A 24,787-nucleotide genomic window follows, 5' to 3' on the forward strand; every position below is an offset into this window, starting at 1 on the left:
CTACCGGACGGCCGCCTTGCGCGGCCGTTTTCACATGCGTGCGCAGGGGCGCACTCCGGTTCGAACTGCGGTTACTACTTACTAAAAAAACAGCGTTATTAAAATAGCTGTTTTGCCATCTAAGCAAATCTTTGCAAAACTTAACGCGACATTGCCTGTGAGATAACTCACACTGCCAGCCGTACCACCCTTGTTCCCGCCTCGGCCACATCCCGGCTGACCCTTCCGCCTGCTGCGTCCGGCCATACCTGGCAGGCGGCAGCCATTGCCGTCAGCCTTGCATGCGAGCCCGGCGCGATGACCGATGCACCACACTGAAGGATGCGAATAAAGATGGCAAATATGAAAATCGGCACACGCCTGCGCTGCGCCTTTGCGTTGTTGACCTTGCTGCTGCTGGCGACCGCCGTGCTGGGCATGCTGCGCCTGTCCAGCCTGGAACTGCGCATGCGCGACGTGATCGATGACAAATATCCGAAAACCGTGCTGGCCAACGACATCATCAAGAATGTCAACATCATCGCGCGCTCCTCGCGCAACCTGCTTTTGATGACGGAGCCGCAGCAGCTGGCGCAGGAACGCGCCACCATCGCCAGGGCGGGCGGCGACACGGAAAAAGGACTGGCGCAGCTGGAAAAGGCGGTGCAGTCGCCGCAGGGCCGCGAGCTGATGGCTGCCGTGACGCAGGCGCGCGCCGCGTTCAACGGCGGGCGCGACAAGGTACTGGCCCTGCTGGAAGAGGGCGCACGCGATGAAGCGACCAGTTTGCTGCTTGGCACCGTGCGCGGCGAGCAGCTGCGCTACATGGCGGCGCTGGAAAGCCTGATCGCGTACCAGCATGCGCTGATGGAGGAGGCGGGCGCCCAGGTGCATCACGAATACGCGACGGCGCGCAACATGATGCTGGCGCTGAGCGCGCTCGCCGTGCTCTTTTCGCTCGTCACGGCCTGGCTGGTCACGCGCAGCATCGTCGATCCGCTGCGCCATGCCTTGGGCGTGGCGCAGACCGTGGCCGCCGGCGACCTGACGTCGACCTTCGGCCGCCACGGCGGCGATGAAACGGGCAAGCTGCTCGACGCGCTGTGCATCATGAACGGCAACCTGCTCGACATCGTGCAGCGCGTGCGCAGCGGCACCGACACCATCGCCACGGCCTCGTCGCAGATCGCGGCCGGCAATATCGACCTGTCGTCGCGCACCGAGGAGCAGGCCAGCTCGCTCGAACAGACCGCGTCGGCCATGGAGGAACTGAGTTCCACGGTGCAGCAGAACGCGGATAATGCCCGCCATGCAAGCGTGCTGGCCGTCGAGGCGGCGAACATCGCCGGCGCCGGCGGGCAAGCCGTGGGCCAGGTGATCCATACGATGGACGCCATCAGCGCCTCGTCTGCGCAGATCGCCGACATCATCGGCGTGATCGACATGCTGGCCTTCCAGACGAATATCCTGGCCCTGAACGCAGCCGTGGAAGCGGCGCGTGCGGGAGAGCAGGGGCGCGGCTTTGCCGTCGTGGCAACGGAAGTGCGCAACCTGGCGCAGCGCAGCGCGGCGGCGGCGCGCGATATCCGCGCCCTGATCGCCACCTCGACGCAGCAGGTGGACGCGGGCGCGGCGCTGGTTGCGCAAGCCGGCGCCACGATGCAGGAAGTGGTGGCGGCCGTGGGGCGCGTGAGCCAGATGGTGGCCGACATCACGGCGGCCAGCGCCGAGCAAAGCACGGGCATCGGCCAGGTCAGCCAGGCGGTCGTGCAGATGGATGAAGTGACGCAGCAGAACGCGGCCCTGGTGGAAGAAGCGGCGGCCGCGTCGCAATCGCTGGAAGGCGAGGCGGCGAATCTGCTGCAGGTGGTTAGCGTGTTTCGCCTGCGCCAGGGGCCGGCGGTTCTGGCGGGCCGCCCTGCGCCTGCCGTGCCGCGCCTGCTGGCTTAGTGGCGGGCCTGTCAAGGTTCTGGCACGGCGCGCTGGCGCTGCTGTGCCGGGCGCCGGCGCGCAGCCGGGAGTTGCAGGGGCGCCTGGACAGGGCCATCGTCGACGGCGAATTCTGCTTTCATTACCAGGGCAAGTTCGATACGGCGCGGCTGCGCCTGGTCGGCCTGGAAGCGCTGCTGCGCTGGAACCATCCGCGCCACGGCCTCGTCTACCCGAACGAATTCATCGGCCTGGCCGAGCGGACGAACGCCATCGCCGCGCTGGGCAACTGGGGCATCGACGCGGCCTGCCGCCAGCTGGCGCAGTGGCGCGCGCAGGGCCTGCCGGTGGTGCCGGTCGCGGTGAATGTCTCGGCGCGCCAGCTGTGCCAGCCGCAGTTGCCCGACTTCGTGTTGGGCTGCCTGCGGCGTCACGCCATTCCTGCCGGCCTGCTGGAGCTGGAAGTGACGGAAAGCTGCTGCATAGACGACATGGCGCAGGCGACGCAGGGATTGCGCCGGCTGCGCGCGCTGGGCCTGTCCATTTCTCTCGACGACTATGGCACCGGCCATTCGGGCCTGAGCCATGTCAGGCTGCTGCCGATTCATACCATCAAGATCGACCGTTCCTTCATCCACGACCTGGGCAGCGGTGGCAGCGCAGATTGTGACACTGTCATCGTCGCCTCGACCCTGGCGCTGGCGCGGGGACTGGGCTTGCAGGCGCTGGCCGAGGGCGTGGAAAACGGTGAACAGCTGGCGCAGCTGCGGCGGCTGGGCTGCCCCCAGGTACAGGGCTTTTACCTGCACCGCCCGGCGCCTGCGGCCGACGTGGCCGCGCTGCTGGCCGCTGGCGCGCCGGCCGGCCCTGTAACAGTGCCGAAACATGGCGCCATGCGGCATGGCGCGGATGCTCAGTAAAATATGGCCACTGCAAGCCGCGTGCTTTAACACCTACTCCCCCACGCAAGAATGATAAACAGTCCTGCCCCGGCCTATGTCTTCGGCCCGTTTCGCCTTTTGCCGCTGGAGCGCGTGCTGTTCGAGGGCGAACGCGCGCTGCGCCTGGGCAGCAGGGCCATGGACTTGCTGCTGGCCCTGCTGGAGCGCGCCGGCGACATCGTCGACAAGCATGAACTGGTGGCCATCGTCTGGCCCAATGCCGTGGTCGACGACGCGACCTTGCGCGTGCATCTGGCGGCGCTGCGCAAGGCGCTCGGCGACGGCCGCGATGGCCAGCGCTACATCACCACCATTCCCGGGCGCGGCTACGGCTTCCTGGCGCCGCTGGCGCACACGGGCCGGCCGGCGCCCGGTGCGGCCGGCGCCGAGCCGCGGCACAACCTGCCCGTCATGCTCACGCGCATGCTGGGGCGCACCGAGGTGCTGCAGACGATGGCCAACCAGTTGCTGCAATTGCGTCTGCTGTGCATTGCCGGCCCGGGCGGCATCGGCAAGACCACGCTGGCCGTCGTCCTGGCCACGCGCGTGCTGCGCCGCTATGCCGACGGCGTGTGTTTCGTCGACCTGTCGCCGCTGGAGGAGGGCCGTCTGGTGCCGCTGGCGCTGGCCACGGCGCTGGGCGTGGCCGTGGCGGCCGGCGACGCCATGCCGGTGCTGCTGGCCTACCTGCGCCCGCGCCACATGCTGATCGTGCTCGATAACTGCGAGCATGTGATCGGCGCGGCCGCCGCGCTGGCCGACGCCTTGCTCAAGGGCGCGCCGCTGCTGCACGTGCTGGCCACCAGCCGCGAGCCGCTGCGCATCACCAGCGAGCAGTTGCAGCGCCTGCCCGCGCTGGAATTGCCGCCGGCCGATGCCGTGCCCGATGCGGCGGCAGTGCGCCATTTCGCCGCGGTGCAGCTGTTTTGCGAACGCTGCGCGGCCGTCGACGATGCTTTCGTGCTGGCCGACGCCGACGTGCCCGTGGTGGTGGATATCTGCCGGCGGCTCGATGGCATCCCGCTGGCGCTGGAGCTGGCGGCCGGGCGCATCGGCCATTTCGGCCTGCACGAATTGCGCCGCCAGCTCGACGACCGTTTTCGCCTGTTGACGCGCGGCGCGCGCAACATGCCCTTGCGCCATCAGACCCTGCGCGCCACCCTGGACTGGAGCTATGGCTTGCTCGACGCGCAAGAGCGCCAGGTGCTGCAGGCGCTGAGCGTGTTCAGGAGCCGCTTCCGCCTCGAGTCCGCCAGCGCCGTGGCCGGCTGCGACGTGTTCGACACCCTGGCCGACCTGGCGGCCAAGTCCCTCGTCAGCATCGAGTTTTGCGGCCGGCATGTGTATTACCGGCTGCTCGACACCACGCGCGCCTATGCCGGTGCGCTGCTGTCGGCGGGCGGGGATGCGGGCGCCGTGCTGCTGCGCCACGCGCGCCATTGCCTGGGCCTGGCCCAACGCACCGCGGCCGACTGGGCGAGCATGCCGCCGGCCCAATGGAGCGCGCGCTACGGTCGCCATGTCGACGACCTGCGCGCCGCCATCGACTGGGCTTTCGGCGAGGAGGGCGACGTGGCGCTGGGCGTGTCCCTGACCCTGGCCGCGCAAACCCTGTTTTATCAGCTGTCGCTGATGGACGAATACCGCGTGCGCGTCGGGCGGGCGCTCGAGCGCATGGCCGCGCATGCGCTGGACGACCCGGACAGCGAGATGCGGCTGCATGCCTCGCAGGCGCACCTGCTGCTGCATACGCAGGGCATCACCGGCACCATGCTGCGTTCGTTCCAGCACGGCTATGCGCTGGCCATGCGCACGGACGATGGCAGCCGCCGCTGTGAGGCGATTTGCGGCATGTGGATCTGCTGCCTGAAGCTGGCCGATTTCCAGCGCGCCGACAGTTACGCCACCGAGCTTGCCGTGCTGTGCGACGCGCGCGAGGCCCGCGATGACGCGCCGATGCGGCTGGTACTGGCGCGCATGCGCTCCGTGGGCGAGTATGTGCAGGGACGCTACGCGCAGTCGGCGGCGCTGGCGCGCATGGTGCTTGCGCATCCCGAGGGTGCGCGTCAGCTCGGCTTCAATCATGCCTTGCTGGCCGATCACCAGGTTTGCCTGCGCGGCACGCTGGCGCGCTGCCTGTGGATGCAGGGCCGCCCCGACGACGCCCTGGCCCTGGTGCGCGAGGCGGTGGCGGTGGGCTTCGAACACAATGGCGTCACGCTGTGCGTGGCGCTGGCCCTCAATGCTATTCCCGTCGCCTTGTGGTGCGGGCAGCGGGAACTGGCGCATGCGTGGACTTGCCTGCTGTGCGAGCATGCGGCCCGCTATGGCTTGCTGTACTGGAGCGCCTGGGGCGCCGCCTACCGGCGCCTGCTCGACGGGGGCGAGGCGCTGGCGCAGTTCCCCTGGCCCGCGGTGCGCAGCTGGCCGATACAGGTCGATTTGATGGCCACCTTGCACGACGCGGCCGCCGATAGCCAGGCGCTGCGACGCGCGCGCATGGGCATGGCGCCGTGGAGCGCGCCGGAAGTGCTGCGCCGCGACGCGCACCACCGATGGCGGGCGCTGGCGCAAGATGATACGGCGGGCCTGGAAGCGGTGCGGGTGCAGCTGGAAGAAGCGCTGCGGCTGGCCAGGGGCCAGCAGGCGCCTGGCTGGGAGCTGCGCTGCGCCACCAGCCTGGCGGCCGTGCTGCAGGCGCAAGGCCGCCGCGCCGCCGCGCATGCCGTGCTGGCTCCCGTCCATGCGGGCTACCGGCAGGGGCGTGACACGACGGACGTGATGGCGGCCGCCGCTTTGCTGGCGCAGCTGGCTTGAACGCTATTCGTAGGCGCCCAGCCGGCGCTGCTCGTCCGGCGTGAAACTGGCGTCGCGCAGCTGCTGCAGGGCTGCCGCATCCTGTGCGCCGCCGGGCAGGCTGGCCTTCTGGGCTTTGAGCGCTTGATACGCGATGATGCGCTGCTGCCACTGCGATTCTTCGCGGTCCAGTTCCGCCAGACGCGCGGCCGCCGCCGGCGTGAAGGTGCTGGCGCGCAGGCGGTACACTTCATTCTCGCCGCCGCCCTGTGCCCGCAAGGTCCTGACGGAGGCGTCCAGCTGCGCCACCTGCAGCGGCGCGTCGCGCGCGGCGCGCTGAGCGGGCGTCATTTTTTGATCGAGCGCCGCCAGTTGCGCCTGGCGCTGCGCTTCATCGAGCGACGTGTCGCCGAGGATGGCCATGCGCGCCACGGCATCGTCGTCATACGCGTCGCTGGCGCCGAACAGGCCCGCGCTTTCCTCGGGCGTAAAGTAATTGCCGCGCAAGGCCCGCATGGCTTGCAGGCGCGCGCGCGCCGCCAGGGCCGCATCGGCTTGCGCCGGCAAGGCCTGCTCGGCCCCGGCCAGCGCCTGCTTGTAGGCTAGATACGCGCCCAGCAGGCGCTTGGCTTCGCGGGCGGGCACGGGCGCCAGGCGCCGGTCCAGTTCCGCCTCGATCTGGCTGCGGATGGCGGCCAGCGGCTTTTCACCGAGGCCCGCCAGGTAGTAGTCGAACAGGTGCGCCAGTTCCGCGTCGACCACCAGCTTGTCGCCGGTGGCCACCGTCACGTTGCCGTCGGGCCGCGTGCCTTCCATCGAGCGCACGAACGCGAACAGGTCCGGTTCCGCCTTTTCCGGCGGCGGGGCCGGCGCTTCGCCAGGGCGCAGCGCCAGGTACAGGGCCAGGGCCAGGGCCGCCAGACTGCCGCCGATGATCGATTTCGCGTGCATGCGCTTCTCCTTACAGTCCCAGGCCTTGCAGGCGGTTGGCCTGCTGGCGGAAGACGGTGACGGGGTTCGTTTCGAACAGGTTGACGATGCCGACGAACTGGTTGACTTCATCGAGGTGGTTCATGGCGTAGTCGTCGCGGATTACCTTGCCCAGGTGGCTGGAGCAGCTGCTGACCAGGCCATCGTTCTTGGCACCGCCGAAGGCCAGGCTGATGGCTGCCAGTGCCGGGTCGCCCACGTCGAGCACGTTCGTGTACGGTTGCGCGCCGCTCCAGGAAAAATAGTGCACGCCTTGCACCTGGTACGCGCCTTCGCCGCAGGCGGAGGTGGGCACACCTTGCGGATGGCGGCTATTAAAAGCGAGCGAGCCGGCCGTGGACAGCGACGCCAGCGAGGCGCCCGCGTTTTGCGGCAATCCCTTGTTGCCCGATAAAATGCCGATCAGGGAGGCGAGCGCATTGCCCAACGCGTTGCTGGTGTTGGGAATGGCGCCGCTGAGGATGTCTGCCACCTTGGAGCCTTTGTTCACGCCGGCCACGCTGGTGACGGACGCCACCAGGTCGGGGCGCACGGAGGCGACATAGCGGGCCGTGGGGCCGCCGTGGCTATGGCCGATCAAATTGACCTTGGCCGCCCCCGTGGCGGCGAGGATTTGCCGCACCTGCGACAGCAGCTGCTCGCCGCGCACTTCCGTGCTGTTGGCGGCCGACACGGTGGTCACATACACTTGTGCGCCGCCGCTGCGCAAGGCGTCGGAGACGCCATAAAAATAGTCGACGGGACCGAGCTTGTCGAAGCCGAACAGGCCGTGCACGAGCACGATCGGGTACTTCGTTTGCGTGTAGCCGGCGGCGCTGGCGCTGCCGGGCAGGATGGCGAGAGTGAACAGCAGGGTGGATAGCAGTTGCCAAAAGCGAGTCTTCATTTTGTCTCCGTTATTTGAATAATATGGAAATGTCGATGCTGTAGCGATGAACCGTGCGCTCCTTACATTCTCGATGCATTAAAAATAGCGAGCGCTCGGTTTTTTAAATGTAGCACCGCTCGATGTAAATTGCATTTGAATTGCATGATGCAGCGCAATAACTGTGGGTATTTGGCGTGGCTTATGCGCCCATTGCATAGTTGAAAAGTAAAATAGTTGTTTTCCTGAGCTATAATCGGCCCCGCATCAGCCGTCCCGCCGTCTTGCAGTGCCTTGCCCAGGCATTGCATGGATATCGCTCTTACACCGTTATTTGGGAATGCACTTGTCGACCCATTTTAATTTTGAACAGTTTCAGCAGATGACGCCTTTAAATGGCGAAAACATCTGGGAATATATTCTTGACCGCCACGCGGAACGTATCGGCGTCAAGCGCCGCAAGCCGGCGCTGGAAAACCTAGAACGCATCTTCGTCGCCACCTTCCGCCTGGCCAATGACGTGGGCTTCCGCGCCATGAGCTTGCGCGACCTGTGCCGCGAGACGGGGCTGTCGATGGGCGGCTTGTATGGCTACATCACCAGCAAGGATCAACTGGCCGAAATGATCGAGGACGTGGTGCGCCACGCCACGCAAGCCTTGCCGCTGCTGTTCGTCGACGTGAAGTCGCCGCTGGACCGCCTCGAAGCGATGATACGCTCGTCGATCTACCTGTCCGAAGTGCTGCAGCCGTGGTTTTATTTCGTCTTCATGGATTCGCGCGTGCTGCAGGTCGAGCAGCGCAGCATGGCGAAGAATTCGGAACTGTATGTGCAGACCCTGATCGCCGCCACCATCGCCGAAATCGAACCGAAGCCGCAGGGCGATCCCACCTTGCTGGCCGCGCACTGCCTGGCCCTGTTCCAGGACTGGTACGTGAAACGCTGGAAGTACCGCGCGGCGAAGGTCAATGTCGACGATTTCGCCGACAGTGTCGTCAGTACGGCGCGCGGGTATTTGAGCATGGTCAAGGCGCCGTAAAAACGCCGCCGACGGCGGCTTGTCGGGTTACGCCGTTCCGGCTAACCCGACCTACTGATCAGTTCGTGGTTTCTATGGGCAGCGTCTCCGGCACGGCTGCCGGATCCGTCGGCGTCTCCACGTCCATATCCAGGGTCTTGACCCCGTTCATGTCGATGAATTCATCGTACAGCCACTCGCCGTCGACCTGGCTCAGGCCCTCCGGCACGGCGCGCGTGATTTGCGGGCGCGTCGACAGGGCCGTGCGCATGTAGTCGATCCAGATCGGCATGGCCAGGGTGGCGCCGAATTCGCGTCCGCCCAGGGACTTGGGCTCGTCATAGCCCATCCACGCCACGGCCACGATGCCGCCGCTGTAGCCGGCGAACCAGCCGTCGACGGCGTCGCTGGTGGTGCCCGTCTTGCCGGCGATGTCAGTTCGGCCCAGTTTTTTCGTTGCCGCCGCGCCCGTGCCCGTGCGCGCCACTTCGCGCAGCATGCTGTCCATCACGAAGGCGTTGCGCGGGTCCAGCGCCAGGGTCTTGTCGTCGTTCGGCGCGGGCGGCTTGGTTTGCATCAGCACCGTGCCCTTGGCATCGACGATGCGGTCGATCAGGTACGGTTCCACCTGGTGGCCGCCATTGGCGAACAGGGCGTAGGCGCCCGCCATCTGCACGGGCGTGACGGAACCCGTGCCCAGCGCCATGGTCAGATTGTTCGGCTGGCGGGCCGGGTCGAAGCCAAATTTTTCCAGGAAGTCGTGCGTGTACGACACGCCCAGCGCGCGCAGGATGCGCACCGAGGCCACGTTCTTCGATTGCGCCAGCGCGTAGCGCATGGTGATGGGACCGTCGAACTTGAAGTCGTCGTTCTGCGGCGCCCACACCTTGCCGCCCGCCTGCATTTCCAAAGGCACGTCATTGATCAGGGTGGCCGGCGAAAAGCCTTTTTCCAGTGCCGCCGAATACACGAAGGGCTTCATCGCTGAACCGGGCTGGCGCCACGCTTGCGTCACGTGATTGAACTTTTGCAGGTTGTAGTCGAAGCCGCCCACCATGGCGTGGTAGGCGCCCGTGTCCGCGTCGAGCGAGACAAACGCGGCGGCCACCAGCGGCACTTGCGTGATGGCCCAGTTGTCTTTGCCATCCCTGGTGATGCGGATCACGGCGCCCGGGCGCAGCTTGATGCCGGCGCTCGCTTTGGCGGACAGGGCGGGGGCGGCAAAGCGCAAGCCGTCGCCCGTGATCGTCTTGGCGTCGCCATCGCCCGTATCGGCCACCACCTTGCCGCTGGCCACGTCCGTGACGACGGCGGCGATCAGGCCATCGCTGTCCGGGCGTTTTTGCAGCGCCGCGTCGATGGCGTCGTCGCGCTGCTCCGGGTCGGCTGGCATGTCGATGAAGGTTTCCGGGCCGCGGTAGCCGTGGCGCTGGTCGTAGGCGATGACGTTGCGGCGCGTCGAAGCATAGGCCGCGTCCTGATCCGCTTTCAGGATCGTCGTGTAGACGCTGATGCCCTTGGTGTAGCTGTCTTCCTTGAACTGCGCATAGACGGCCTGGCGCGCCAGTTCGGCCACGTATTCGGCGTGCGTATCGAAACCCTGCTTGCCGCGGCTATTGATATGCAGCGGCTGGGCCAGCGCTTGCTGGTACTGGCCTTCGCTGATGTAATCGAGTTCGCGCATGCGTTTCAAGACCAGCCGCTGGCGCGCGTGCGCCTTTTTCGGATTGCTGATCGGGTTGTGGCGCGACGGGTTTTGCGGCAGGCCCGCCAGCATGGCCATTTCCGCGATCGACAGTTCGGACAATGGCTTGCCGAAATACGTCTGCGCTGCGCTGCCGAAGCCGAATGAGCGCTGGCCCAGGTACATCTGGTTCATGTACAGCTCAAGAATCTGCTCTTTCGACAGGGCCGACTCGATTTTCAGGGCCAGCATGATTTCGTTGAGCTTGCGCGAAGCGACTTTTTCGCGCGTCAGGAAGAAATTGCGCGCCACCTGCATGGTGATGGTGGAGCCGCCGCCGTGGCCGAAGCCGTGGCGCAGGTTCGACAGCACGGCGCCGCCGGCCCGCACGAAGTCGATGCCGTGGTGCTCGTAGAAGCGGCCATCCTCGATGGCCAGCAAGGCCTTCTTCATCATTTCCGGCACTTGCGCAATCGGCACGAAGTCGCGGTGCTCTTCGCCGAATTCGCCGATCAGCACATTGTCGGCCGTGTACACGCGCAGTGGTATCTTCGGCTGGTAGTCGGTGATGACGCCCAGTTCGGGCAGGCGGGGGCGCACGTACAGGAACAGGTAGGCGGCCAGCAGCAGGACAGCGGCCAGCGCGGCGCAGCCGGCGATGATGATAGCGCGCACGGTGGCGCGGCGGGAAGGCCAGGGGAATCCGGTTCGTTTGGCAGTCAAGGCAGTCTCACGTGAGCGTGCAGGGCACGGTGGCAGCGATTATAGACCAATGCGCCAGCCGTTCCGGCGCGGGCGGGGTGCCAGGGCTGGCCGCCGGGACCGGGAGCAAAAAACCTTTTCATCGAAACGCGGCTGTGCGATAGTCTCGGCTTCAAGAAAATAGCCCGGGCGTCAATCCGGGCTGTTTATTTTTAAAAATTAAGGAAATATCCATGGCAAAAGATGCAACACCGAGCGTCGTGAAGCCGTACATTCCGGCCGATGCGAAGCTGCCCGAGATGACCTTCCGCGCGCTATTCATGGGCGTCATCCTGGGGATGGTCTTTGGCGCCTCCTCGCTGTACCTGGTGCTGAAAGTGGGCCTGACCGTCAGCGCGTCGATTCCCGTCGCCGTGATCGCCATCACCCTGTTCGGCCTGGCCAAGAAGGTGGGCGGCAAGGATTCGTCGATCCTGGAAAACAGCATCACGCAAACGGCCGGTTCGGCCGGCGAATCGCTGGCCTTCGGCCTGGGCGTGACCATGCCGGCCATTTTGATCCTCGGCTTCGACCTGGAAATCTCGCGGGTCATGCTGGTCGGTATCCTCGGCGGCCTGCTGGGCATCCTGATGATGATCCCGATGCGCCGCACCATGATCGTCGACCAGCACAAGGAACTCAAATTCCCCGAAGGCACGGCGTGCGCCGAAGTGCTCAAGGCGGCCGCCACGGAAGAATCGCGCATCGCCGCCGGCGAAAGCATCGAGAAGGATTCGGCCGCCGCGCTGGACGCCAAGCGCCGCGCGAAGATCATCTTCGGCGGCTTTGCCGTCGGCCTGCTGTACAAGGTGTTCAATATCTCGTTCAAGGGCTGGAAGGATACGCCGGGCGTGGAATTTGCCGCGCCGCTCAAGGGCGGCTCCATCGGCGCCGAGATTTCCCCTGAATTGCTGGGCGTGGGCTACATCATCGGCCCGCGCATCGCCGCCACGATGGCGGCCGGCGGCGTGCTGTCCTACCTGCTCTTGATCCCGATGATCAAGTTCTTCGGCGACAGCCTGACCACCGTGCTCTCGCCTGGCACCAAGTTGATCAGCGAAATGGGTGCGGACGACGTGCGCAGCGCCTATGTGCTGTACATCGGTGCGGGCGCCGTGGCCGCCGGCGGCCTGATTTCGCTGGTGCGCGCCATGCCCATGATCTGGCGCAGCCTGTCGGCCGGCCTGAAAGGCATCGGCAAGGGCGTCAAGAGCAATTCCACCCTGCGCACCGACCAGGATATCCCGTTGAAATGGGTCGTCATCGGCTGCCTGTCCATCATCGCCGTGATCACCTTCGCCACGCCGCTGCACATGAATTTCCTCGGCGCGCTGCTGATCCTCGTCTTCGGCTTCCTGTTCGCCACCGTCTCGTCGCGCCTGACGGGCGAAATCGGCTCGTCGTCGAACCCGATCTCCGGCATGGCCGTGGCCACCTTGCTGTTTACCTGCCTGATCTTCCTGATCATGGGCTGGACGGGCGGGCGTTACTATGTGACGGCCCTGTCGGTGGGCGCCATCGTCTGCATCGCCGCCAGCAATGCGGGCACCACGTCGCAAGACTTGAAAACCGGCTACCTGGTGGGCGCCACGCCGCGCCTGCAGCAGTACGCGATCCTGGCGGGCGCGCTGTCGTCCGCGCTGATCCTCGGTCCGATTCTGCTGAAACTGAACGAAGCGAGCACCGTCTACGTGCCGGCCGCGCAAGTGGCGCCCGGCCTGACGGTCGACGCGTCTAAGCTGACGGTGACGGGCGAGCTGCACGGCCCGCAAGCCGATACCGACCACAATACGTATAAAGTCTGGCAAAAGACGGACACCGTGGGTGGCCCGGCCGGCAAGTATTTCGTCAAGGAAGATGGCCAGCTGGCTTACCTGGTCGATCCGGGCATTAACGGCCATTACAGCAAGCGTCCGGACGGTTCGGAAGTGAAGAAATACGATGCGCCGAAGGCCGTGCTGATGTCCTACATCATCAAGGGCATCCTCGACCAGCAACTGCCCTGGACCCTGGTGCTGTTCGGCGTGATGATCGCCGTGGTGCTGGAAATGGCCGGTATCCCGTCGCTGGCGTTTTCCGTGGGCGTGTATCTGCCGCTGTCATCGACCTTGCCGATCTTCGTCGGCGGCCTGGTGCGCTGGCTGGCGGACCGCCGCAACAACAAGCTGGAACACAATGCGAAACTGAACGAGGAAGAGCGCCAGTTGGCGGGCGACCGCAGCTCGGGCGTGCTGCTGGCCTCCGGCTACATCGCCGGCGGCGCGCTGGCCGGCATCATCATCGCCATCACGGCCGGCGTGCTCACGCACTTCGACCAGATGATGGCCGACTGGGCCGAGCACGGCAACCCGTTCTACGCGGGCCTGCACTCGGACGCGCTGTCGCTGCTGCCGTATGCCGTCATCATCGTGCTGCTGTATATCGTGGCGCGCGAGAAAAAGGCGGACCGCCCGCAGGCTTGATGTTGTAGCCAACCCAATGAGAACCGCCCGGTGTCATGACGATCCGGGCGGTTTTTTTTTGCCCGTCGCTGGCCGGCTCAGGTATTTTTGTTATAAAAATGAAATCAAATATCGACAAGTAGTGTATTGTTGTTGCTGTTTAAAATACAACAATCTGGAGTTCTCCTCATGTCCCCACTGCAACGCGGTTTTATCTCTTTTGCCTTGCTGGCAGCCAGTCCTGCCCTGCATGCCACGCCTTTTCCCGTCGAGGCCATGTTTGAGGCGGAAAGTACGGCGCCTGGCGCGCCATGGGGGCTGGAAAGCCAGGGCGGCAACGTGGTGTCCGGCGGCGGCTATCTGAGTACGCCGGCTGACCTGGCGCGTGCCGAGTCGCCAGGCGCGGCGGCGCAATTGTCGTACAGCGTGACCGTGCCCCGCGATGGCAACTATACGATCTGGCTGCGCGTGCTGGCGCCGGCGGCGAACGCCGCGTCCTTGTACCTGGCGGTCGACAATGGCGCCTATGCCAGTGCATCCGTGCCGTTCACCGCCGGCCAGCCGCCGAAGTGGACCTGGCTGCCTGTCACGCGCTGGCTCGCGGCGGGCGAGCGCGAACTGAAGCTCCAGTACCGCGAGGGCGGCCTGGGGATCGATTGCTTGCTGGTCACGGCGCTGGCCGATTTTGTCCCGCAAGGCTATGGCGTGTATCCGCTGCCCACCGTGCTGCCGCCCGCCGGCGAGCATCCGCGCGTGTTTGCCCGGGTGGGGGACCTGGCCGCGATACGTAGCCGTTTCGAGTCCGGCGCGCAGGAAATGGTGCAGCATCGCGCTGTCCTGAACGGGTTTGTCGCGGCACCGGCAGTGGTGGCGTTGCCCGTGTTCGTGCCTGGCGGCCCGGCCAGGAGCAATCACCAGGTCGATGCCGTGAGCGCGATCAAGGCGAAGGCGCTGTACTCTCTGCTGTACGAACGCGGCGGTTCGGCGGCGCAGGCGCAGCGGGGCCGGGAAGCCGTGCAGATGCTGCTCGACTACCTGGCGGCCGTGCAGTTTGCGCCCGGCTACAATCACCCGAACGAGAAAGGCGATATCATCCTGGCCAGCGCCATGGTGTATGACTGGTGCTTCCATCTGATGAGCGCGCAGCAGCGCGCCTATGTCGTCGCGCGTTTTACGCAGCTGGCGGCCACGATGGAAATCGGCTTTCCGCCATCGCGGCAAGGCCCCGTCGTCGGCCATGGCAGCGACAACCAGCTGCTGCGCGACCAGCTGTCGGCCGCCATCGCCTTTTATGACGAGGCGCCGCTCGTCTACAACATCGTTGCCGGGCGCTTCTTTGCCGACTATATCGCGCCGCGTAACTATGCCTATGCGGCGCAAGCCTATCATCAGGGTGCGTCGTATGGCACGGTGCGTTTCCTGGCGGATATGTACGCCGCATGGATATTCCGGCGCATGGGCGCCGCGCCCGTGTTCGATCCCGTGCAGCAGATGACGCCGTATCACTGGCTGTACACGCGCCGCCCCGACGGACAATGGATGCGTGATGGCGACGTCTATCACTCCTCCTACACCAACAGCAGGGAGTACTGGAGCGAACCGCTGGCCTTTATGCTGCCCGCCACCTACTACAACAATCCCACCTTGAAGCATGAGTATTTGAAGCAGTCGCTGCAGCCGTCGACCAGCTTTATCCACCCGAAGGACAGCATCTGGCCTATTCTGCTGGGCAATACGGCCATGGGCAGCACGCCGAGCCCGGTGGCGTTGCCATTGACCAAATATTTTCCGGATCCCGCCGGCCTGATGATCGCCCGCACGGGGTGGACCGATGGCATACATGTGGAGTCAGGCAATGTCGTGGCGACGATGAAGCTCGGCGGCGACTGGTTCGGCAACCACGAGCATTATGACGCCGGGCATTTTCAGATTTACTACAAGGGCGGCCTGGCCATCGATTCCGGTATTTATAGCGGCAGGGATGTGGCCGATCCCAGCATCCCCCTGGAATACGGCAGTGCGCACGACATGAATTATCACAAGCGCAGCATCGCGCACAACACCATGCTGGTGCATGACCCGGACGAGAATTTCGACGGCTATGCCAATGATGGCGGGCAGCGCTTTCCGGGCGACGAGCCGTCATCCTTGGCGGAACTGGCCAATGGCTACAAGGTGGCCACTGTCCTGCGCCAGCAGCAGGTCGGCGGCGCGGCCGGGGCGCCCGACTTCAGCTACATCAAGGGCGATCTGACGGCCGCGTACAGCAGCAAGGTGCGCCAGTTCCAGCGCTCATTCGTGTTCTTGAATCTCAAGAATACGGACCACCCGGCGGCCCTGATCGTGTTCGACAAAGTCAGCTCCAGCGACGCGGGGTTCAAGAAGACCTGGCTGCTGCACAGCCAGTTTGAGCCGCAAATCAGCGGCGACACGGTGCTTATCCAGCGCACGGACTGGGATTACAACAGCACCTTGCAGTACAACGGCAAGCTGATCAACCGCACCTTGCTGCCGGCGAATGCGTTGCTGGCCAAGGTCGGCGGCAGCGGCAATGAATTCAGCGTCGGCGGCACGAACTATCCTATCCAGCCTGAAGCCGATTATTCGACCGAGGAAGCGGGCGCGTGGCGGCTGGAAGTGTCGCCGCCGAGCGGGAACGAAACGGATGTGTTCCTGAACGTGATGCAGGTGATGGATGCCAGCAGCACGCTGCCTGCGCTGCCGACGACGGCCATCGATTCGGCCCTGCTGGCTGGCGTGAAAATCCAGGACCGCGTGGTGCTGTTTTCCAAAAGCGGCTTGCCGCTGGGCGGGACTGTCACCGTCGAGTTGCCGGCGCACAGCGCATCCATGCAGGTGCTGGTGGCGGATTTGCAGGCGGGAAGCTGGACGGTGAGCAAGCGTGGCACGGATGGCCTCATCGAAGATGAGGTGAGTGACGGCGGCGGCACCCTGTATTTTGTCGCGAATGGGGGCGGTGTGTACGACCTGCAGCGCAAGTAGTCGCTGGCGTGTCACTGCCTCACCGGCCGTGCCGCCAGCTGCGCCGCTGTGGCGTAGATCGTCACGTCGTCGGACGCGAGCCGGCCCAGGTGCGCATAAAACGCCTGCGCCGGTATCAGCCACGACGCCGCGTCGCCCACTTGCCCGTTGACGCGCAGGCCGGCCGCGTCGAATTCCCGGTGAAAGTAGTCGCGCAGGTCGGCGCGGCCGGGATGGTCGATGCGGCGCTGGGCGACTGCCTGGTCGAAAGGGCGCACGGGCACGTCCCAGCGCCGGCCGTCATGGTCCAGACAAGGCAGCAGCTTGGTATCGTCTTCCCATACGCGCACGGGAAAGGCGTCGCCCATGGCGTCTTCCAGCGCGTGATAGAACGTCACCGGTCCCATGGAAATGCCGAGACCCAGCACCTTCGCCTGATCGCAGCCGATGAAACGCTGCCACGGCGAGTCCATGCCGAAGATCGAGGGCGCGTGGTGGTGCGCCTCGGTAAGGTGAACGGCATGGCGGCCCCACGCGGACACGGAGTGAGTAGGGTGGATGCTGCGCCGGACGCCGGTACTGGCGAGGAAGGCTTCAGGCAGGCGCCCCATGTGCGTGCCATGGCGGCGCGGGTCGAATACGTAGTCGGGCATGGCGCAGGTGGCGCGCACCGTGCCGCCCGGCAGATAGTAGGTGGGCAGCAGCAGGGTGCCTTGTGGCCCGACGGCGTCCTGCAGGGCGTTTATCACGGCCAGCGCGCCGCCTTCCACGTAGCCGAGGCTTTTCAGCGATGAATGGATGAACAGCGTATCTCCTTGCGCGATGCCCAGCCGCGCCAGATCTGCGGCCAATCCGGCGCGCGTCACGTGGGGCGCATTTTGGCGCACATGCCTCGCGCGGGCGGCGCGGTGCCACGTTTCCAGCGCGGCCCTGGCGGCGCGTTTGGTCTGTTCAAGCATCTCCGATTTCCATTTCCAGCAGGTTGGCATCGATGCAGAACTTGGCGGCCCAGTTCAGGTAGGCCCAGGTGCCGTAGTCGCCATCGACGGGAAACGAGCCCTTGACGCCGCCGCGCACGTGCGCGGGACCGTCGATGCTGATGGAGCGCCGCACGAAGCGGTTCAGGCGGCGCCCCGCGTCGAGGTAGCGCCGCTCGCCCGTGAGCTGGTACAGCAGGAACAGACAATGGGCGTTTTGTGCGGAACCCGTGAGGCAGGCGTAGCCGGCCCCCGGCTGGAAGTCCGGACCGAGGCGGCCCGCCAGGTAGCCGTCGTCCCTCACGGCCTTGGCGACGCTCGTGCCGGTGCGCGCGGCGGCGTCCAGCAGGCTGGCGCGCGCCGAAAAGCGGTGCGCTTCGAGCAGGCCGCGCAAGGCGTAGCCGATGGTATGGGTCAGCGGCAGCAGCGGGTTGTCCAGGCAGTTCGAGGCGAACCAGCCGTTGGGGCGCTGCTTGGTCAGCGCCCAGTCGACCTGGCGCAGGCCGGCCGCGCCATAACCGTGGCCCGGTGCGACGCGGTCCGCTTCAAACAGGCCCCACGCCACGTGCGTTTCGTAGGCCTTGTCGCCGGCGCTGGCGAAGGGCGTCGGATGCCTGCGCCAGCAGCCGTCGCCATCCTGGCTGTCGCGCAGCCACCTTGCCGCGCGGTGCATGGCGTCCTGGTAGGCTTCGCCGTACGCTGCCACGCCGGCGGCCAGGCCCAGCAAAATCTGCCCCGTGTTGAAGGTGACGGGCACGCGCGGGGTGGAGTCGATCTTGCCCCCCTGGAAGCCGCCTTCGGGGAACTGGATGGCCACGCACCAATCGAGCATGCGGCGCGCCCGCCAATGCAACCCCTCGTCGCCCGTGCGCTGCGCCAGGGCGATGACCGTGGGGATGATGTAGCCGGTGGTCTCCGGGTAGGAACTCGACCAGCCTGTCAGCAGGCTGTAGTCGCGCGCGACGCCGCCGTCCTTTGAGCTGGAATGGTCCTGCGCCGCGCACAGCCAGGCCGTGCAAGCCTTGACGACGGCTTGCGGCCCGGGGTCAAGGGCTGGCAGGCCGCGCCGGTCCGACAGCCGCTCCATGCGCGCGGCCGCCGGCAGGCTTGCCTGCGGCGCCAGTGTGTTCCGGATTTTCGTGAGCAAGGTGCGCATGGCAGTGATGGCGTAGTGGTGGGCTCCGGCTACTGTAGCGCCGGCAGCCGGCACGGCTATTGACTTGCCGCAAGGATCAGCCGCCGCATCGCCGCCGCCGGAATTGACGCATAATGGACGCCTCACCACCGTTGACGAGGCCCGCCATGAACAATGTCACGCTTGAGTACTCGGTCGTCACCAATCCCGATTCCTTTGTCGGCTTCAAGTATTACGTCAAGGCGGGGCAGGCATTCGATGCCGATGATTTCGCCTATTCCTACAAGCTGAAACGCTCCGACCTGGACCCCGACAGCGTGCTGGCCACGCGCGAGGCGGCGGAAAATCTGCAGCCGGGCGAGTGGCTGACGGTGTCGCATTCGATTGCGGCATAACCGGCAGCGCATTGTTTCTCAGGCTAGATGCCGAACACTTTCAAGATCGCGTCCGTGAAACCCTCGAACCAGCTGCCCACCTTGCCCGGCTGCTTGCCATGGCGCGGGGTTTCCTCGTACAGGTAGACGCCGTTGCCGCCGTCGAAGCGGTCGTTGAGCAGCGCCTGCTGGCCGCGCAGGTAGGGGATGAAGGTTTCGCTGCGCAGGGTCGAGTACAGCACGTCGGTGCTGAAACCCAGGGTGGCGGACTGGCTGATCGAGCGTCCCTGGCCGGCCCGCTCCAGGCGCACGCCACGGCAGCCGCGCACGATCAGGGTGACGGGGCCGCGAAAGACGATGAAGCGCAGCTGCAGGGTGAGCCAGGCGTGCAGGCTGCCCAGGCGCCAGTGGCTGCTGATCGCCAAAGGCTGACCCGCATCGGCAATCAATCCGACCAGTCCCCGCGGCTGGAACACGAGGGTGCTGCCGGCCGGCAGGTGGACGATGGCCACTTCCAGCAGCGGATCGTCGCTGGCGGATATCGTCACGGATGCCGGCTCGCTGCTTTCCAGCCGGGTCAGCGCCACCATGCCGGCGGCCAGGCTGGTGAACGGGAAGCGCCAGTCCAGCAGCCATTGCGTGCGCTTGGTGCTGCTGACGGGCGACGATTGCAGGTATTCGGGATGGATCAGCATCCGCTGGCCAGGCTGCAGCAGCAATGCTTGCGAGACGGCGGAAATGCGCGATTCGCCATGTGGCGGCAGGGGCAGGCTGGCGGCGTTGAGCTGCAATGTGCGCGCGATCGACAGCGGCGGCAAACGGGCAGCAACGGGCGCCAGCACGAAGTAAAAGAAGGCCTTGATCGCCGCCGGCAGCAAGATGGCCGACAGCACCAGCAGGGCGGCCGTGGGCGCCACGTCCATGACGGGCGCGCGCCAGCGGGCTATCCAGTTGCGCGCCAGCTGCGCTTCGCCGGCCGTGATGGCTTTTTGCACGGGCGCCAGCGCGCCGGTCAAGGCTTGCGTGTCGATGGCGAATGGGGCGGGGCGGGCAGCGTTCGTGGCGCTGCTGCGCGCGTGCTGCGCTGCCCAGGCCTGGTAGGCTTGCAGGTTGATCTCGCGCAGGTGCTGGCCTTGCGCTTCGAGCTGCGACAGCTGCGCATAGGCGTCGCTGCCGGGCAGGCGGGCCGCCAGCGGGTGCTGCGCTTCCAGTTGCCGGCGCTGGCGCAGATTGGCTTGCAGCGTGGCATACGCGCGCACATGTTCCGCGTGCAGGCGCGCCAGCGTCTGCCGCGCATCTTCGCCACTGATCGCCGCTTGCAGGGCCGTCAGATAGCGGGCTTCCTGCGCCAGCACTTCGATCTCCACGCGGCGCGTGGCTTCCTCCTGCGCGTGCAGGGCCAGGGTGGTCGTGTCGGGCAGGGGAAGCGTAAACAGCGACGGTTGCTGCCGCGCGCGCAAGGTGGTCAGTTGCGCCTGCACTTCCTTCAGGCGGGTGGCGATGGCCGCTTGCGAGGCTTTTTGCAAGGCGTTGACACGGGCCGTGGCGGCAGCGGCCAGGCCGGCGCTGTGGCTATCGGCGCCATCGGCGGCCAACCTCCGTGCGGCCACGGCTTCGCTGCCGGCACTGTAGGCGCGCCATTCGGCCAGCAGCAGGCGTCCGGCCAGCAGGATGACGATGAACAGCGCGAACTGCAGCGCGTGGCGCAGCAGGAAGCGCAGGGTGGCCGTCAGCAGCTGGCGCAAGGAGGAATCGCCTTAGGTCGCCGCGCTATCGGCGTCGGCGCAGCATTTCTTGTACTTCTTGCCGCTGCCGCAGTGGCACGGGTCGTTGCGGCCCGTCTTCGGCAGTTCGCGCAGCACGGTAGCGCCAGGCTGGCTTTGTTTCAGGTGGCGCTGGCGCGCCCAAGCGGCGTTGATGGCGATGACGGCGGGAATCACGCCGTCCATGGCTGTTTCGGCTGCATCGTCATCGAGTTCGCTGGCCGTGGCCAGGTGCTGGAACGGCGCCAGGTATTGCGGATGGCTGACGGCCAGGGCCGCCCACTGGGGCTTGTCCAGGCTCGTGCCGAGCACAAAACCGGCGCACCAGGCGGGTACGCTCCATTCGGGGCCGCAGACGTAGATGGGCTCGAAGCTGTCCGGGTCCTTCGCCAGCCATTCGACCATGTAGGCGTGGTGGCGCTGCGCCAGGCTGGCCGCCCGTTCGCTGGCCTCGTCCTGTGCCGGCAAGACGCTGCCGGCCGCCTTGTCCCACACCCACGGCAGCCACTGTTCCGGCGCGATCTGTTTCGGGCTCAGGGCGACGGCCGTGAGAAAACCTTCCAGCATCGATACATCCATGGCGCGGTTGTCCAGCGCTGGCGCGGCCAGCAGGGTGTCGAGTTCGGCGTATTCGTCGTCGGAGAGGGGCGTGGTGGTGGAGATGCTGGACATAATATTCTTTGGTGATGTGGGTGGAGTGGCCGGCGGCCCTGGCCGTATTGTACCGCCCGGCCGGGAAAAAACTGGCGCTGGAATGAAAAACGGCGGCCCGCAGGCCGCCGTTGTCAGCTAAGGCAGAAGCTTACTTCACGCCGTGCATCAGTTTGTTGATCAGCGGTGCGATCAGGAACAGCACGACACCGGCGCCCAGCAGGGACCAGAAGCCGAAGGTGTAGCCGGACAGGGCCGACTGCACCGACATGCCGCTGGTGCCGCTGACGTGGCTGGCGAAGATGCCCGACAGGTTGTTGCCGATACCGGTCGACAGGAACCAGCCGCCCATGCCCAGGCCGACCAGGCGCACTGGCGCCAGCTTGGTGACCATCGACAGGCCGATAGGCGACAGGCACAGCTCGCCGATCGATTGCAGCACGTACACGGTGGTCAGGGTCCAGAACGGGATCTTGTTATCGGCGCCAACCAGGCTCGACAGAGCGAAGATCAGCAGGCCGAAGGCCAGCGCATTGCCCAGCAAGCCCAGGCCGAATTTGCGCGGAATCGAAGGATTGACGTTGTGGCGCGCCAGGAAAACCCAGATGGCGGCGATGATCGGCGCGAAGACGATGATGGCGACCGAATTGACGGTCTGGAAGTAGGCGGTCGGGAAGATCCAGAAGCCCAGGTCGCGGTTGACGATCTTGTCGGCCAGGAAGGTAAACGAGCTGCCTGCCTGTTCGAAGAACATCCAGAACAGGATGTTGAAGACAAAGATCAGCAGCATGGCGATGACGCGGTCACGCGCAACTTTACCGTTGCGTATGCCTTCGATCATCAGCATCACGGCCAGGCCGACGAACAGCACGGTCAGGACGATTTGCAGCTTTTCAGCGCCGACGGTCAGCAGGAAGTACATCAGCGGGATCACGCACAGGGAACCGACGGCCACCCAGACGACGCGCATCGGGTTGCCGGAACCGGCTTCCGGAGCGCCGATGCCTTTCAGGGCGCGGCGGCCGATGGCGAACCATACCAGGCTGATCAGCATGCCGAAACCGGACGCCATGAAGACCATCTTGTACGACGGCATGGCGCTGGTGCCGAAGATCGACTCGGCCAGCCACTGGGTGAAGACGGGCGCGACCATGGCGCCCATGTTGATACCCATGTAGAAGATCGTGAAGCCGCTGTCGCGGCGCGGATCGGCTGTCGTGTACAGCTTGCCGACCATGGTCGAGATGTTCGGCTTGAACATGCCGTTGCCGACGATCATGGTGGCCAGGCCCAGGTTGAAGATGTCCTGGTTCGGTACCGAGATGCAGAACAGGCCGGCAGCCATGAAGACGGCGCCCAGCAGGATCGAGCGCTGGTAACCGATGACACGGTCGGCGATGTAGCCGCCGAACAGGGCGCCGGCGTACACCAGCGCGAGGAAGGAACCGTAGGTAAGGTTGGCCGCTGCCTGTCCCGAACCGTCGCCAGCGTGGAACTGAGCCACGATGTACAGGACCAGCGCCCAGCGAACTCCGTAGAACGCGAAGCGTTCCCAGAATTCAGTCATGAACAACATCCACAATGGGCTTGGATGGCCCATAATCTGCTTGAACTCGGGAATAACGGCTTCCTTGTTGGGCGTAGTCGCACCGCTCATGCGGTTCCTCCTGAAAAATTATTATAGTCAATCGATACAACAAACTTATGGAAGTCTGCGGGCGGCGGGGACTCTCATGAAGAACCTCACGCACGGGAATTCCAATAGGCTGGCATTCTAATCTACAAATTGCGCTGAGCGAAGGTTTCGATTCGCATTAGCAAGAATGACTGTTTCATATTAGTCAAACCGGTTTGCAGGCAAGGGCGGGCCCGGCGATTTTGCGGCGGCACAGCACAACTTGCCTGACTTGTCGTATATTAAGGCTGCAAGACCTTCGAGCATCGATTTTTAAAGGGATTTTTCGCATTATGGAACACGACGTTATCGATACTCTGGTTTCACCGGAAGGCCGCCTGGACGTGCTCTCCAAGACTGAAGTCAACAAACTGCTCGACACCAGCCAGGGCGGCCTGTACAACACCTTCCGCCGTTGCGCGCTGGCGGTCTTGAATTGCGGCAGCACCATCGACGATGGCCGCGCCCTGCTGGAGCGCTACCAGTCGTTTGAAATCTCGATCATCCAGCGCGAGCGCGGTATCAAGCTCGACATCAAGGGCGCGCCGGCCATCGCCTTTGTCGACGGCAAGATGATCAAGGGCATCCACGAGCACCTGTTTGCCGTGTTGCGCGACATTATCTTCGTCAGCGATGAAGTGACGGGCAACCCTAAATTCGACTTGCAGAGCACGGAAGGCGTGACGGACGCCGTCTTCCATATCCTGCGCAACGCCAACGTGCTGCAAACCCAGCTCAACCCGAACCTGGTCGTGTGCTGGGGCGGCCACTCGATCAACCGCGCCGAATACAACTATTCGAAGGAAGTGGGCTACCAGCTGGGCTTGCGCGGCCTCGACATCTGCACCGGCTGCGGTCCCGGCGCCATGAAGGGCCCCATGAAGGGCGCCACCATCGGCCACGCCAAGCAGCGCCTGCACAATGGCCGCTACCTGGGCATCACCGAGCCGGGCATCATCGCGGCCGAGTCGCCGAACCCCATCGTCAATGACCTCGTCATCATGCCGGACATCGAAAAGCGCCTGGAAGCGTTCGTGCGCGCCGGCCACGGCATCGTGGTGTTCCCCGGCGGCGCGGGCACGGCCGAAGAGATTCTGTATATCCTCGGCATCCTGCTGCACCCGGACAATGCCGAGATTCCTTTCCCGTTGATCTTCACGGGCCCGGAAACGTCGCGCGAATACTTCGTGCAAATCAACCAGTTCATCCACGACACCCTGGGCCCGGAAGCGCAGCAGCGCTACAAGATCATCATCGACGACCCGGAACTGGTGGCGCGCGAAATGCTCGAAGGCATCCGCCAGGTGCGCGAATTCCGCAAGGCGCACAGCGACGCGTATTACTTCAATTGGCTGTTGAAGATAGACCACGAGTTCCAGAAACCGTTCCAGCCCACGCATGAAAACATGCGCAACCTGAGCCTGCACAAGAACCAGCCCACGCACTTGCTTGCAGCCCAGCTGCGCCGCGCGTTTTCGGGCGTGGTGGCGGGCAACGTCAAGGATGACGGCATCCGCTCGATCGAAAAGTACGGCAACTTCGAGATCCACGGCGACAAATCGATCGCCGGCCCCATGGATGCGCTGCTCGCGTCGTTCGTGGCGCAGCACCGCATGAAACTGGCGGGCACCGCTTACGTGCCGTGCTACACCGTGGTCCAGTAAACAGTCTTGAAACCACCGCGCCGCCCGCTCCCTGCGTTTGCCGGGGGGGGCGGGCGGCGCTTTTCCATTGATGCCCCATCTTGTTCCTTCGCCGCCACAGGCAATCAAATCGCTTGCGTCATCGATTCGTGGGTGCTATCTTTGGAACCGGTTCCAAAATAAAAATATGCAGGTCAACAGGT

At 65.1% G+C, this 24,787-nt stretch carries 16 protein-coding genes; 8 read left to right on the forward strand and 8 right to left on the reverse strand.

Translation table 11 applies throughout. The features are described 5' to 3' along the window. Positions 1-342 precede the first annotated feature (342 nt). From SKZ59_RS08060 to SKZ59_RS08070, 3 genes are read left to right on the forward strand one after another with little or no spacing between them, the layout of a single operon-like run. Positions 343-1,929, forward strand: coding sequence for a methyl-accepting chemotaxis protein (locus SKZ59_RS08060; protein WP_319991341.1), 1,587 nt, complete (start codon positions 343-345; stop codon positions 1,927-1,929). After that, positions 1,929-2,828, forward strand: a complete 900-nt coding sequence (locus SKZ59_RS08065) for an EAL domain-containing protein (protein ID WP_319991342.1) — start codon at positions 1,929-1,931, stop codon at positions 2,826-2,828. The genes SKZ59_RS08060 and SKZ59_RS08065 overlap by 1 nt, the downstream gene beginning before the upstream one ends. A 51-nt stretch (positions 2,829-2,879) precedes the next feature. Then, positions 2,880-5,666, forward strand: coding sequence for an ATP-binding protein (locus tag SKZ59_RS08070; RefSeq protein ID WP_319991343.1), 2,787 nt, complete (start codon positions 2,880-2,882; stop codon positions 5,664-5,666). Positions 5,667-5,669: 3 nt separating this feature from the next. Here the strand turns inward: SKZ59_RS08070 and SKZ59_RS08075 are convergent, their stop codons facing one another. Together SKZ59_RS08075 and SKZ59_RS08080 are read right to left on the reverse strand one after the other, a co-directional pair. Continuing rightward, positions 5,670-6,596 carry a lipase secretion chaperone gene (locus SKZ59_RS08075; RefSeq protein WP_319991344.1) on the reverse strand — a complete coding sequence of 309 codons (927 nt, stop codon included), beginning with the start codon at positions 6,594-6,596 and terminating at the stop codon, positions 5,670-5,672. Positions 6,597-6,606: 10 nt separating this feature from the next. After that, entirely contained in the window at positions 6,607-7,521 is a 915-nt protein-coding gene (locus SKZ59_RS08080; protein WP_034755370.1) for a lipase family alpha/beta hydrolase, read from the reverse strand. Between the two features lie 361 nt (positions 7,522-7,882). Here SKZ59_RS08080 and SKZ59_RS08085 point away from each other — a divergent pair, with 361 nt between their 5' ends. After that, entirely contained in the window at positions 7,883-8,539 is a 657-nt protein-coding gene (locus tag SKZ59_RS08085) for a TetR/AcrR family transcriptional regulator (protein ID WP_034756249.1), read from the forward strand. Between the two features lie 58 nt (positions 8,540-8,597). Here the strand turns inward: SKZ59_RS08085 and SKZ59_RS08090 are convergent, their stop codons facing one another. Next, positions 8,598-10,877 carry a PBP1A family penicillin-binding protein gene (locus SKZ59_RS08090; protein WP_319991345.1) on the reverse strand — a complete coding sequence of 760 codons (2,280 nt, stop codon included), beginning with the start codon at positions 10,875-10,877 and terminating at the stop codon, positions 8,598-8,600. Between the two features lie 260 nt (positions 10,878-11,137). Here SKZ59_RS08090 and SKZ59_RS08095 point away from each other — a divergent pair, with 260 nt between their 5' ends. Together SKZ59_RS08095 and hepB are read left to right on the forward strand one after the other, a co-directional pair. Then, complete coding sequence (locus SKZ59_RS08095; RefSeq protein ID WP_058049920.1) at positions 11,138-13,405, forward strand: OPT family oligopeptide transporter; 2,268 nt, start codon at positions 11,138-11,140, stop codon at positions 13,403-13,405. Positions 13,406-13,573: 168 nt separating this feature from the next. Further along, positions 13,574-16,387, forward strand: a complete 2,814-nt coding sequence (gene hepB / locus SKZ59_RS08100; protein WP_319991346.1) for a heparin/heparin-sulfate lyase HepB — start codon at positions 13,574-13,576, stop codon at positions 16,385-16,387. An 11-nt stretch (positions 16,388-16,398) separates the two neighbouring features. Here hepB and SKZ59_RS08105 read toward each other — a convergent pair whose 3' ends face one another. Beyond that, on the reverse strand, positions 16,399-17,325 hold the full coding sequence (locus SKZ59_RS08105) for an AAC(3) family N-acetyltransferase (protein ID WP_219329925.1): 927 nt from the start codon (positions 17,323-17,325) through the stop codon (positions 16,399-16,401). Next, positions 17,318-18,499, reverse strand: coding sequence for a prenyltransferase/squalene oxidase repeat-containing protein (locus SKZ59_RS08110; protein WP_219329924.1), 1,182 nt, complete (start codon positions 18,497-18,499; stop codon positions 17,318-17,320). The genes SKZ59_RS08105 and SKZ59_RS08110 overlap by 8 nt, the downstream gene beginning before the upstream one ends. Positions 18,500-18,645: 146 nt before the next feature. Here SKZ59_RS08110 and SKZ59_RS08115 point away from each other — a divergent pair, with 146 nt between their 5' ends. Then, positions 18,646-18,873, forward strand: coding sequence for a hypothetical protein (locus SKZ59_RS08115; protein WP_046683010.1), 228 nt, complete (start codon positions 18,646-18,648; stop codon positions 18,871-18,873). Positions 18,874-18,896: 23 nt separating this feature from the next. Here the strand turns inward: SKZ59_RS08115 and SKZ59_RS08120 are convergent, their stop codons facing one another. The 3 genes from SKZ59_RS08120 to SKZ59_RS08130 all read right to left on the reverse strand — a co-directional run bounded on the left by SKZ59_RS08120 (position 18,897) and on the right by SKZ59_RS08130 (position 22,923). Beyond that, positions 18,897-20,597: a hypothetical protein gene (locus SKZ59_RS08120; protein WP_319991347.1), complete on the reverse strand. Its 1,701-nt coding sequence runs from the start codon at positions 20,595-20,597 to the stop codon at positions 18,897-18,899. Positions 20,598-20,609: 12 nt separating this feature from the next. Then, positions 20,610-21,287, reverse strand: coding sequence for a UPF0149 family protein (locus SKZ59_RS08125; protein WP_319991348.1), 678 nt, complete (start codon positions 21,285-21,287; stop codon positions 20,610-20,612). A gap of 130 nt (positions 21,288-21,417) precedes the next feature. After that, entirely contained in the window at positions 21,418-22,923 is a 1,506-nt protein-coding gene (locus SKZ59_RS08130) for a peptide MFS transporter (RefSeq protein WP_034755379.1), read from the reverse strand. Positions 22,924-23,234: 311 nt separating this feature from the next. Between SKZ59_RS08130 and ppnN the strand changes: the two genes are divergently transcribed. Beyond that, a complete protein-coding gene (gene ppnN, locus SKZ59_RS08135; RefSeq protein ID WP_046683005.1) occupies positions 23,235-24,605 on the forward strand; it encodes a nucleotide 5'-monophosphate nucleosidase PpnN in 1,371 nt (456 codons plus the stop codon). Positions 24,606-24,787 lie beyond the last annotated feature (182 nt).

Origin of the sequence: Janthinobacterium sp. GMG2 (assembly GCF_033949445.1) — a bacterium.
Taxonomy (GTDB): Bacteria; Pseudomonadota; Gammaproteobacteria; order Burkholderiales; family Burkholderiaceae_D; genus Janthinobacterium; species Janthinobacterium aestuarii.